Origin of the sequence: Caballeronia sordidicola (assembly GCF_000729995.1) — a bacterium.
In the GTDB taxonomy this organism is placed as follows: Bacteria; Pseudomonadota; Gammaproteobacteria; order Burkholderiales; family Burkholderiaceae; genus Caballeronia; species Caballeronia sordidicola_A.
This window is the reverse complement of sequence record NZ_JNFG01000042.1, coordinates 37,668-48,982: the sequence shown is the minus strand read 5'-3', so window position 1 is coordinate 48,982 and position 11,315 is coordinate 37,668. Positions and strand designations below refer to the sequence as shown.

Annotated in this window: 10 protein-coding genes; 2 read left to right on the top strand and 8 right to left on the bottom strand. The window is 62.1% G+C overall.

The genetic code is table 11. The features are described from left to right. Positions 1–199: 199 nt before the first annotated feature. From FH08_RS0130110 to FH08_RS0130070, 8 genes are all read right to left on the bottom strand, one after another. Positions 200–1,549, bottom strand: coding sequence for an MFS transporter (locus FH08_RS0130110; protein WP_031361918.1), 1,350 nt, complete (start codon positions 1,547–1,549; stop codon positions 200–202). Between the two features lie 94 nt (positions 1,550–1,643). Next, positions 1,644–2,837 (bottom strand): CaiB/BaiF CoA transferase family protein, encoded by a 1,194-nt coding sequence (locus tag FH08_RS0130105; protein ID WP_031361917.1) that lies wholly within the window; start codon positions 2,835–2,837, stop codon positions 1,644–1,646. A 104-nt stretch (positions 2,838–2,941) separates the two neighbouring features. Continuing rightward, a complete protein-coding gene (locus tag FH08_RS0130100; protein WP_031361916.1) occupies positions 2,942–3,871 on the bottom strand; it encodes a LysR family transcriptional regulator in 930 nt (309 codons plus the stop codon). Positions 3,872–3,933: 62 nt separating this feature from the next. Continuing rightward, positions 3,934–5,337, bottom strand: coding sequence for an efflux transporter outer membrane subunit (locus FH08_RS0130095; protein ID WP_031361915.1), 1,404 nt, complete (start codon positions 5,335–5,337; stop codon positions 3,934–3,936). A gap of 8 nt (positions 5,338–5,345) precedes the next feature. After that, on the bottom strand, positions 5,346–6,920 hold the full coding sequence (locus tag FH08_RS0130090) for a DHA2 family efflux MFS transporter permease subunit (protein ID WP_031361914.1): 1,575 nt from the start codon (positions 6,918–6,920) through the stop codon (positions 5,346–5,348). Then, a complete protein-coding gene (locus FH08_RS0130085) occupies positions 6,917–8,029 on the bottom strand; it encodes an HlyD family secretion protein (protein ID WP_035567435.1) in 1,113 nt (370 codons plus the stop codon). The genes FH08_RS0130090 and FH08_RS0130085 overlap by 4 nt, the downstream gene beginning before the upstream one ends. Before the next feature lie 75 nt (positions 8,030–8,104). Beyond that, positions 8,105–8,443 (bottom strand): MarR family winged helix-turn-helix transcriptional regulator, encoded by a 339-nt coding sequence (locus tag FH08_RS0130075; protein WP_326928987.1) that lies wholly within the window; start codon positions 8,441–8,443, stop codon positions 8,105–8,107. Positions 8,444–8,651: 208 nt separating this feature from the next. Then, positions 8,652–9,548, bottom strand: a complete 897-nt coding sequence (locus FH08_RS0130070) for a LysR family transcriptional regulator (protein ID WP_031361911.1) — start codon at positions 9,546–9,548, stop codon at positions 8,652–8,654. Between the two features lie 209 nt (positions 9,549–9,757). Between FH08_RS0130070 and FH08_RS0130065 the strand changes: the two genes are divergently transcribed. Both FH08_RS0130065 and FH08_RS0130060 read left to right on the top strand, forming a co-directional pair. Then, positions 9,758–10,498 carry an IclR family transcriptional regulator gene (locus tag FH08_RS0130065; protein ID WP_031361910.1) on the top strand — a complete coding sequence of 247 codons (741 nt, stop codon included), beginning with the start codon at positions 9,758–9,760 and terminating at the stop codon, positions 10,496–10,498. A gap of 46 nt (positions 10,499–10,544) precedes the next feature. Continuing rightward, a complete protein-coding gene (locus FH08_RS0130060) occupies positions 10,545–11,291 on the top strand; it encodes a transporter substrate-binding domain-containing protein (RefSeq protein ID WP_031361909.1) in 747 nt (248 codons plus the stop codon). The last annotated feature ends 24 nt before the right edge of the window (positions 11,292–11,315 follow it).

Genomic DNA, 11,315 nt, shown 5'->3' with positions numbered 1-11,315 from the left:
CGCTTCCGGCCGCTTAGCCTTCCTGCTCCGACAAAATTCCCTATCGGCGTCGTGCATCAAGCAAACTGAATTTTGCAGGTCCGACTATTTAGCAACGTATCAAGTCGCAACTGGATTTTCTCCGGCGCCACAACGAAAGCTTTTTTGGTCGTGTAATGCGCCCAAAATGGCGCCGAAGATTAAAACCACCGAACCCAGGTTATCTCCGGGAAACACGAGCCTCGGACGGATCCTTCTCGCGCAATACCGCCGGCAAACCGAACAGCAGGAGCAATGCGCCGATCAGGCTCATCGCGCCAATCGCATATAGCGCAGGCGTCGTGGTGCCGGTCAGGTCGCGAACCCGTCCCACCATCACCGGACTCACAATGCCGCCGAGTTGCCCGATCGTATTGATCAGCGCTATGCCGCCGGCAGCACCCGCCCCCGTGAGAAGCTTCGGCGGCAGCGCCCAGAACGCCGGTATCGAAGCCACCACGCCCGCCCCCATCACGCCGAGCGCCACGATCAGGAGAACCGTTTGTTTGTCGAAGATGCCTGCTGCAAAAAAGCCGATCGCCGCCATCACCAGCAGGGCGCATACGAACTTGCGGCGCTCGCCCGAGGCGTCGGAGAGACGGCCCACCACGATCATGGCGATCGCACCGCAAATGTAAGGCACCGCCGTCAGCAAACCAATGGTGGTCGGGTTGTGCGTGCCCGCGCTTCGAATGAGTTGCGGCGCCCAGAAATTGAGCCCGTACGACGCCACCTGGATCAGAAAATAGATCAGCCCGAGCATCAGGAAACCGCGTGTCCTGATTGCATCGAGCAACGAGTTGCCGGCGCCCGTGTGCGCGGCGGGTCGCTGAATACGGCTTGCAAGCAATGACTTTTCCGAGGCGCTGAGCCAGCCCGCGTCTTCGATCCGGTCCTTCAGTAACTTGAGCACCAGCAGGCCCAGGACAATACAGGGCAAACCGCCAAGCATAAACAGCCAGTGCCATCCGCGAATGCCCAGCACGCCGTCCATGTGTCCGAGGACCAGACCCGACAATGGCGCACCAACCAGCCCGGAGAATGCCGAGGCAAGAAACAGCATCGAGGTGATGCGGCCGCGATGGCTCGGCGGGAACCACAACGTGAGGTAGTACAGAACGCCGGGGGCAAAGCCGGCTTCCATCGCGCCGATAATGAAGCGTAGCCCATAGAACTGCCATTCATTACCGACCAGCACCATGGCGCTGGTGGCGATACCCCACGAAATCATGATGCGCGCGATCCAGCGCCGGGCGCCGACCTTGTAGAGCATCAGGTTGCTGGGCACTTCAAACAAGACGTAGCCGATCACGAAGAGGCTGGCGCCGAGACCGTATGCGGTGTCCGAGAAACCGAGATCGCTTTGCAGTTGGAACTTCGCGAAGCTGATGTTGATTCGATCGAAAAAGGCGAACAAATAGCAGATCATGATGAGCGGCATCAACCGCCAGGCGACCTTGCTGATAACCGCTTTGAAGTCGCTTTCGCTTTGTGCCTGTGGTACGGCCGTAGTTGCGCCAAGATCGCTCATGATCGTCTCCTTGCCGGACTGGCCTTGCGGCCGTCCGGTCATATGTGTTCTTTGATGTTTGAGGGAAAGGTCTTGCGGATAAAAGCAGCGGCGCTTATTGCACGGCGCCCTCGCCGCGTAGCCGTGCGACATCGCTCGCATTGAAACCCAAACCGGACAGTACGGAGTCCGTATGTTCACCGAGCGTGGGCCCCTGCCATCGAACTTCGCCGGGGGTGTCGGAGAGCTTGGGCACAATGCCGGGCATCTTCACCGACACCCCGCCGGGCAATGCGGCGTCAAGCAACATGTCACGGGCCTGATAATGCGGGTCCGCAACAATGTCGGCCACGGAATAGATCCTGCCGGACGGCACTTCCGCCGCTTCGAGCGCGCCGAGCACGTCGTCGATCGGGTGATGCGTGGTCCACGCGGTGATCGCTTCGTCGAGGCGTGCGCTTTGTGCGGCGCGGCCGTCGTTGCGGGCGAGCGCAGGGTCATCGGCGAGATCGGCGCGACCTATTACATGCATCAGGCGCTTGTAGATCGGATCGCTGTTGCCGGCAATCACCACAAACGCACCGTCTTCGGTGCGATACGTATTCGACGGCGCAATGCCCGGCAACGCACCGCCGCTGCGCTCGCGCACGTGACCGAGCAAGTCGTATTCGGGGATCAGGCTTTCCATCAGGTTGAAGACGCTTTCGACAAGCGATACATCCACGACTTGGCCCAGGCCCTGCCCGGTCTTGACGCGCAGGATCGACATCAACGCGCCTATCACTCCGTGCAGGGAAGCCAGCGAGTCGCCGAGAGAGATGCCCACGCGTGCCGGTGCGCCATCGACTTCGCCGGTTGTATAGCGAATGCCGCCCATGGCCTCGCCGATCGCGCCGAAGCCCGGACGATCGCGATACGGTCCGGACTGCCCATAGCCGGAGATGCGGACCATGGTAAGTTTGGGATTGATTGCGTGCAGCACGTCCCAGCCAAGGCCGAGTTTTTCGAGCGCACCGGGACGGAGATTTTCAATCACGACGTCGGCGTCCGCGGCAAGACGCTTGACGACATCCACACCGTCAGGTGACTTCAGGTTCACGCACACGGACTTCTTGTTGCGCGACTGGAGATACCACCAGAGCGACGTGCCCTCGTGCAGCTTTCGCCATTTGCGAAGCGGGTCGCCATTGTCCGGCGCTTCGATCTTGATAACGTCGGCACCGAACTCCCCGAGCATGCGGGCGGCGAACGGCGCTGCTATGAGCGTGCCGATTTCTATGACGCGAATGCCTGCGAGCGGTCCAGCCATGATGCGTGTCTCCCGAAAAAGCTAACCTGGAAGACAGCTTAGGAGCCGGCAACGCACCCCGTCCAACCGCATTTCGCCAATGACCGTTCGCGAACGGCGAACGCTCAGGCCTTGTTTTGCTCGTCGTGCTCGACGGTTACGAGGTGATCGAACAACATACGGCTCACCGGCGGGAGTCCGGCGACATCGCGTACCACGACGATCAGGTCGCGCTGGCTCCAGGGTTCGTCGAGCAAGACAGCCGTGAGTCCGAGCGGACGGCCGATAGTGTTGAATACCTTGAGCGGCAGCACGCTGATGCCCAGGCCTGCCTGCACCATGCGGCAGACGCCATCGAAACCGGGCACCTGGATGCGCAGCCGCAATGGTTTACCCGCCTGACGTGCCGCCACGTGCGTGCGCAGGTTGATCGAGCTTGCCGCATGCAGGCCGACGTAGTCGCTATCCAGCGTTTCGACGAACGTGACCTGCTCGCGAAGCGCGAGCGCATGATCTATGGGCATCACCACGACCAGCGAGTCATGCCGGTAGTGCGAGACGTCGAGGCCTCGCGTATCGGCTTCGCCTGAACAGATGCCGACGTCGGCGAGGCTGTCGGCTATGCCTTGCACCACACCGCTGCTCGGACGCTCTTCGAGGTCGAGCTTGATGCGCTCGTTCATCGAGAAGAATGCGCGCAAGTCTTCGGGAAGGAATTCGACGATGGCCGAGAGGTTCGCCATCATGCGCACAAAACCGCGCACGCCGGTCGCGTGCTCGGCCAACTCGATCCCGATGTTCTCGACATCGCGCAGCACGCGGCGCGCATGATGCAGCAGGGTTTCGCCCGCGGGCGTGAGCTCCATGCCCCTGGCACGGCGCACGAACAGCGTCGCACCCACGGCCTGTTCGAGTTCGAGCAGCCGCTTGCTCGCGGCCGAAACAGCGATAGCCTCGCGCTCGGCCGCACGGGTGAGCGTGCCATCCTCGTAGACCGCGAGAAAGAGTTGCAGCGTGGTCAGGTCAAGCCGTCTCAACAGGTTTTTGAGTGCCATGCGGGTGGTGGGCAACCTAAACACAGAAGATGCCCGATGTTACCCGAGGCATGGACAACGCATTACTCCTGCTTTGTTTCGCTCCAGCCGCCACCGAGCGAACGGTACAACGCGACCGCTGCAAGCGCGTGTTCACGCCTCGCCTGGTTCAGCGCATCCGAGTCCTGCAGATACGCTTCCTGTGCCGCGAGTACATCGAGGAAACCGCTCGCACCGCCCTTATAAAGTTGCGTGGAGAGGCGTAGCGATTGATCGGAGGATTGCAATGCTTCCTTCAGGCGGTCAGCCTGCTCCGACGTGCTGACCAGATCGGTGCGCGTGTCTTCCACATCTTTGAGCGCCTGCAGCATGGTCTGACGCAGACGCAGATCGGATTCGCGCATGCGGCTTTGGCTTTGCTCGATGCCCGCCGTAATCCGCCCGGCATTAAAGATAGGACTGGTCGCATTGAGCGCGGCGCTGAAGAGGTTGTCGGTGAGCGTGGGAAGCCCAAGATACGACGCCGCCAGCAAACCATCGGTCAGTTGCAGCGAGAACTTCGGATAGCGGTCCGCTTGCGCGACACCCACTTCCGCTGCGCGTTGCGTCAGCTCGGCGTAGGCACTGCGGACGTCGGGACGGCGCAGCAACGCCTCCGAGGGCAGCATCTGGGGCACCGCGCTCGAGGGCGTCGGGATGGTCCCGGGCGTGGCAAGCACGAGGGTATCGACTGATTCAGGCGTGCGCCCCGAGTACACCGCGATCAGGCTGAGCTGATGTTCAACAGTGGCGTTGGCACGCGGCAAACGCGCCTGCAACTCGCTCAACTGATTCTGTGCGCGGGTAACGTCAAGGCGCGGCGAGAGCCCGTATTGCATGCGTTCCTGCGTCAGACGCAGCGCACGTTCCCTGATCGCGATATTGTCCTGCAGAATCTTTTGTTCGCTTTGCGCCCAGCGCAGATCAACATACGCCGATGCCGTATTGGCCGCGAGCGCGAGACGAAGCGCATCGACATCATGTTGACGGCCCGTCAATTGCGCCTGTGCCGCGAGCAGCTCGAGGCGCTCGCCGCCGAACACGTCGGGCGTCCAGGCGAGCGTCAGGCCCAATCCCGCCTGCCGAACATAGCCCAGCGGCGGCGGCGTGTTCTGGCGAGCATCGGCAGCGGTGGCGCTCGCGTCAAGTTCCGGCAGCAGCGCCGCGCGTCGCTGCGTGGTCACGGCCTGGGCCTGCTTCACCCGTTCCAGTGCAGCTTGCACATCCAGGTTCTGGCTCAGTACCGAACTCACCAGTTCGTGCAGCACCGGGTCGCCGAATTGCTCCCACCACGCCGCGGCATCCACGTTGTCTTGCGGCGCGTCGGCGCTCCAGTTTGCGGGCGCTATCGACCGTACGGTCGACGGTAAATCCGCATGGTTCGCGGGTTGCACGGCGCACGCCGCGAGCGTCATGCTAGCTGCCAGTGCCAATAAAATCTTATACATAGTCGATCTCAATGAGCGTCAGGAGAAGGCGGCGCGGCGCCGATAGGCCGCACGAAAATCACGCTGACTATGCCGACGGCGAAGCACATCGTGAGTACGTAGAAGGTGTCGGAGAAGGTCATTACCAGCGCCTCGCGAAACACCAGCGCATGCAGGTTGGCGAGCCCCGCGTTGGTCGCGTTCAGCGCATCTCCGGCTACCGAGCCCCAGTGGGCAAATTGCCTCGACAAGAACGCTTCTGTTTCCGGACTGCCGGTCGTGACGCTTTCGCTGATGCGCAGATAGTGAAAATTCAGCCGGTCGTTGAGCATGGTCGCGCTGACCGCAATGCCGATCGCGCCGCCGAGATTACGCATCAGGTTGAACAATCCGCTCGCCGACTTCAGGCGCGATTGCGGCAGCGACCCCAGCGCCATTGTCACGATAGGGGGCACCGCGAACTGCTGGCCAATACCACGCAGCGCCTGCGGCAACAGCAGTTGCTGCCAGCCCCAGTCATTCGTGAGCGGCACATAGAAGTAGCAACCAAGACCGAAACACACGAGGCCAAAGAGCAGACACCAGCGCATGTCGACGAGACGAGAGGTGAATGCATAAGCGCCAAGCGCGAGCAACTGAAACACGCCCACCGACAGCAACGCAATCCCGATCTGCAGCGAATCCAGTTCACGCACGCGGCTGAGGAACAGCGGCGTGAGAAACACTGCGACGAAGATGCCGATGCCCGTCACGAATGACAGCAAACACCCGATCGCAAAGTTCCGGACCGCGAGCGCGCGCAGATCGACAACGGGATCTTTCGCAGTGAACGCATGCACGAGAAACAGGAAGCCGCAGATTGCGGAGATCCATGTGCAAGTGATGATCACGTCGTCGCCGAACCAGTTCTTGCGTGGACCTTCCTCGAGCACATATTCAAGGCACCCAAGGAACCCCGACATCAACGCAATGCCCAGGTAATCGCCCTTCTTCAACAACGAAAGGTCCGGTTCGTCGATATGCACGAACTTCGGCACCAGGAATGCGACTACGAGCCCCGGAACGAGGTTCAGGTAGAACAACCAGTGCCACGACCATTGCGACGTGATCCATCCGCCGATCACCGGGCCGATCGCTGGGGCAAGCGAAGCTAGCGCGCCAATCGTCGTCGATGCAATCAGCCGCTGCTTGCCGGGGAACAGCACGAACGCCGTGGTGAAGACGGTCGGGATCATCGCGGCGCCCAGCGCACCTTGCAGGCCGCGGAAAATGATCATCGAATTGATGTCCCACGCGAGGCCGCACAGCATGCTCGTGATGGTGAAACCGACCGCAGAAGCCACGAACAGCCAGCGCGTGGAGAACACCTTGGAGAGCCAGCCGGACATCGGGATCACGAGGATTTCCGCAATCAGGTACGAGGTCTGCACCCACGAAAGTTCGTCCTGACTCGCCGACAAGCCGCCGCCGATTTCCCTGAGCGAGGAGGCCACGATCTGGATGTCCAGCGTGGCCATGAAAAAGCCCAGGCACATCAGCGCGAACGCGAAAACACGCTGCCGGGTGGGTTGATCGGCGGGGTTCAGTGGGACGGACGGGCTCATGAACGGCTCGCCGAAAGGCTCGCGCTGTCGAGGTGCACCCTCACCGTCGCCGAGAGGCCGGCGCGCAGTACGTCCTGCTTGTCCTTCGGTAAGTCGAGGTGAATCCGCACCGGCACGCGCTGTACGATCTTCGTGAAGTTGCCGGTTGCATTCTCTGGCGGCAGCACGCTGAAGGTCGCACCCGTCGCGGGCGCCAGGCTTTCCACATGACCCTCAAAGGTCCCGCTGGAGGCATCGAGTTCAACGTCCACGCGGTCACCCACCTGCATCTTCTTGAGCTGGTCTTCCTTGAAGTTCGCGTCGATCCACAAGCCGTCCGTGGGCACGATCGTCAGCAGCGACGCCCCCGTGTTCGCGAGCATGCCCACGCGTGCCGTCCGGTTGCCGACGTAACCGTCCACAGGCGCGCGGATCGTCGTGTACTCCACGTTCAGTTCGGCTACGCGCCGCAACGCTTCAGCGGTCGCGACGCGCGCACGGGCATCGTCTATCTGCGCGGCAAGCACGGCGAGCTGGCGTTGGGAAGCGAGCGCAGCTGCGTTGCTGTTATCGAGCGTGGCACGAGCCTTCAGGTAGTCCGCATCGGCACGTTCGACCACCTGGTCCGATACCGCCTCGTCCTTGACGAGTTGCCGGTAACGCACCTGGTCGGATGCACTCCGCGTGACTTCCGCCACCGATGCCCGCACTTGCGCCTGGCTCTGGTTGATCACGGCCGCCTGCAATTGCTGCTTCGCTTCGAGTTCGGCGACGGCGGCACGCGCGCCCTGCACGTCGGCATCGGCCTGCGCGAGACGGGCGTCGTAGTCGCGGGAGTCGAGCCGGATCAGCACCTGGTTCGCCTTTACGCGCTGGTTGTCGGTGACCAGCAACTCGGTCACGAAACCGTTCACTTTCGGCGCCATCACAGTGACGTTACCACCGACGTACGCGTCGTCCGTGCTTTGAACGAAACGCAGCACGGTGACCCAGTATGTCGCGGCTGCAGCGATCACGATTACCACCACAATGATCGCGAGCGGCATCCAGCCAATGCGAAAAGGCCGCCGCGCTCCGCGCTCAGCCGTGGGCGCGGCGGTGGAGATAATTGGCGTGGAGGGTGTGGTCATCGGTCAGTCCTGTTGGTTGCGTCGAATGGTTGATGCGGGCGTGCCCGGTGATCTGTGATCGGCGAGGCCGGCGGTTCACTCGCCGGTCAGGCGAAACAGTTCGCGCCGCAGACGTGCCGCTTGCCGGCGCCCGAACTTCGCCTCGAACTCTTCTTGTGCTGCCTGCCAGTGCCGCAGCGCGTCGGCGAGCTTGGTCCGGCCGCCTTCGGTCAGCGTCAACTGCAAGCGCCGCTGGCAAGGTCCGCCCAGCCTCGCCAGGACAAGCCCGCTGCGCAGCAACGGCTGCAGCACCCGGACCAGCGTCGTGCGCTCCATCACCATGGCCTGCGCGAGTTCCGCCATCGTCATGTCCGGCATGCGCTCAAGCGCTGAGACGATGCTGAATTGCGTCGGCGTGATCTGTACTGCGGACAAGTGCCGCTCGTACAACTGCGAGATGTGCCGCGCAGCCTGGCGAACGGCAAAACAGTCGTCGTGTCGTGGAGGGCGTGTGTGCATATGCACAGAGTATGTGTGCATATGCACGTAGTCAACCGCTATCGCGCGCATCAATTAATGACGAATCCGTCAACAATCGAAAAGGAATCGAGGCGAAATAAAAATGAAAGCCTGCACGCCTGACTCAGGCTTCGAAGAATTCCGCCGCGTGTTCAATGAACGCCCGCACCTTGGCCGGTAGCAACGTGCGGCTGCTGTAAGCCAGGCGGATTTCGATCGCGCCGTCGACGATCTCGAAGTCGTCGAGCAGCGACACCAGCTTGCCGGACGCGAGCTCGTCGCGAACCAGAGCCGCCGGCAGCACGCCCAGGCCGAAGCCCTCCAGCACCAGTTCGCGGTTGAACACCGCGTTGTTCGATGTCACGTCTGCTTTCAGCGGCACCGTGATCTGTTCGCCGCCGTCCAGCCGGAACGTCAGCATGGGCTTGCGGATCGACGCGTGCATGGCGACGAATTCAAGCTCGGCGAGCGCGGACGGATGGTTCGGCCGCTGTTTGCCTTCCAGATACCCTGGCGTCACCACAATGACCAGCGGAATGCGCTCGAGCAGGCGCGTAACCGTGGTGTCGCTGGTCAGCATGAAAGGCAGCACGACACCGAGGTCGTAACCGTCCGCCACCAAGTCCACGGGCCGCTCGGTCAGCGTGACGTCGAGTCCGATCAGCGGGTATCGGCGGCGAAACGTGGCAATCAACGGGACCAGCCGGTTGACCGTTGCAGTCGTATGGGCGACCAGGCGCAGCATGCCGGTCGGATCACTGCTGCGATTGGCCGCCTGCGCCTCCAGCGCGTCGAGCTCATCCAGCACGCGTGAGCAGCCCGCGAAGAATTGCTCGGCAGTCTCGGTCAGCGAGATATGGCGTGTGGTCCGATGAAAGAGCCGGTTGCCCAGCCGCTGCTCGAGTGTGGCGATGGCGCGCGACACGACCGGCGGCGACACGCCAAGCAGATCGGCGGCGCGCGTGAAACTTTTTGCCTCCACGACCGCGCGGAACACTTTGAGGCTCGTCAGATAGTCCATGTCTCGGTCCTTGAGGGTGCGGCGCGGGTGCGTTCAATCGGACTTGCGGCCAGGCAATTCCGTCGCGCATCGCCCGGATTCTCCTGCAAGCCTGACTTTCTTGCCGGTCATCAAGCCACGCTGAACAGGAGATCGGCCTCACCAAGTCAATTTCTCACCCAATGAGAAATGATTTCTTTCTTTGAGAATTGGCGAGAGAAACTTCTGTCATGAAACAGTCGGCCAAATCTTCCTTCGTTGTCGATCGCGTCCTTCACGCGCTGACCAGCGTCGCCCGGGCAGGACGACCTATCGGCGCGAAGCAGATCGCAGAGGACATCGGCGCGCCTTTGTCCACCGTGTACCGGCTGCTGGGCTCGCTCAAGCAGTGGGGTTTCTTGCAAGAGCATGCGAGCTCCGGCCTGTTCGAACCGGGTCCGTCCGGCGTGCAGCTTGCGTGGGGTTTTGACCAGAACGCGCAGCTCGTCACCCAAAGCCGGGACGAAATCAGGGCGCTCGTGCAGCGGACCGGCGAGAGCGTCGGCTTGCTCGTGCCGATCAACGACACAGTCGTATGCCTCTCGATGGTCGAAAGCGACCAGCCGCTGCGCTGCTCGTTCGCCCGTGGCCGCACGCATCCGCTGACACGCGGCGCTTCGGCGAAAGCGCTGCTGGCCTTCCTGCCCGAAGCAAAAGCCGAGGCCGTGATCGCCGGCAGCGCGCCTGGCGACCCTGAAAGCGCCGCCGCGCTGCATGTGCAACTGGCGGAAATTCGCCGCCGGCGGTTTGCGACGAGCGAGAGCGAAGTCGACATAGGCGTATGGGGCGTGAGCGCCCCGCTTATATCGGATGCGGGACGGCTGGAAGGAACCATCACCTTGATGGCGCCGGTCGCTCGCATTGCAGGACGTGAAGCCGAACTGGCGCAGCTCACGCGCGCGGCCGCAGACCGTATCAGCTACAAGCTTTGAGCCCCTTTATCTTTAACTTGGCTTGCCACCCATCAAGGAAACCAGCATGAAACTTATCCAGGCACTTTCTGCCCTCGCGCTCGCCGTTGTAGTTAGCGTAGCTGCTGCGCCCGCCGCCCGCGCCGCCGATGACACCATCCGCGTAGCAACGGATGCGACCTTTCCCCCGCTCGAATTCGTCAAGGACGGCAAGCGCACGGGCTTCGATATCGAGTTGATCGAAGCCATGGCCAAGACCATGGGCAAGAAAGTGCAATGGGTGGACATCGACTTCAAGGGGTTGATTCCAGGGCTGATCGCGAATCGCTTCGACGTCGCGGCGTCGGGCATCTACATGACGGACGAACGCCGCAAAGTCGTCGATTTCACCGATCCGTACTACAAGGGCGGCCTCGTTGTGCTGGTGCGCAAGAACGACACATCGATCAAGACCCCCGCCGATCTCGACGGCAAGAAAGTGACGGTACAGGTCGGCACGAAATCGGTCGCCTTCCTGAAAGACAACTATCCGAAGGTGCAGCGCGTGGAAGTCGAAAAGAACCAGGAGATGTTTGACCTCGTGAACATCGGCCGCGCCGATGCCGCCGTTACCGGACGCCCCGCCGCCGTGGAATACGCGAAGGCGCAGCCCAACGTGCGGGTGCTCGACAAGGGACTCACCACCGAGCTCTACGGTTTCGCGCTGCGCAAGGACGAAACGGCGTTGACGGCGCAGATGAACGAGGCGCTGCAGACGCTGCGCGCTAACGGCACCTACGACGCGCTCACGACGAAGTGGTTCGGCAAGCAGTAACGCGACGGCCCTTACAGCAGAGGA

What these genes read in the sequence shown, in the direction of transcription:
- FH08_RS0130110 (WP_031361918.1), bottom strand. Translation starts at nt 1,549, where the DNA reads ATGAGCGATCTTGGCGCAACTACGGCCGTACCACAGGCACAAAGCGAA.
- FH08_RS0130105 (WP_031361917.1), bottom strand. Translation starts at nt 2,837, where the DNA reads ATGGCTGGACCGCTCGCAGGCATTCGCGTCATAGAAATCGGCACGCTC.
- FH08_RS0130100 (WP_031361916.1), bottom strand. Translation starts at nt 3,871, where the DNA reads ATGGCACTCAAAAACCTGTTGAGACGGCTTGACCTGACCACGCTGCAA.
- FH08_RS0130095 (WP_031361915.1), bottom strand. Translation starts at nt 5,337, where the DNA reads ATGTATAAGATTTTATTGGCACTGGCAGCTAGCATGACGCTCGCGGCG.
- FH08_RS0130090 (WP_031361914.1), bottom strand. Translation starts at nt 6,920, where the DNA reads ATGAGCCCGTCCGTCCCACTGAACCCCGCCGATCAACCCACCCGGCAG.
- FH08_RS0130085 (WP_035567435.1), bottom strand. Translation starts at nt 8,029, where the DNA reads ATGACCACACCCTCCACGCCAATTATCTCCACCGCCGCGCCCACGGCT.
- FH08_RS0130070 (WP_031361911.1), bottom strand. Translation starts at nt 9,548, where the DNA reads ATGGACTATCTGACGAGCCTCAAAGTGTTCCGCGCGGTCGTGGAGGCA.
- FH08_RS0130065 (WP_031361910.1), top strand. Translation starts at nt 9,758, where the DNA reads ATGAAACAGTCGGCCAAATCTTCCTTCGTTGTCGATCGCGTCCTTCAC.
- FH08_RS0130060 (WP_031361909.1), top strand. Translation starts at nt 10,545, where the DNA reads ATGAAACTTATCCAGGCACTTTCTGCCCTCGCGCTCGCCGTTGTAGTT.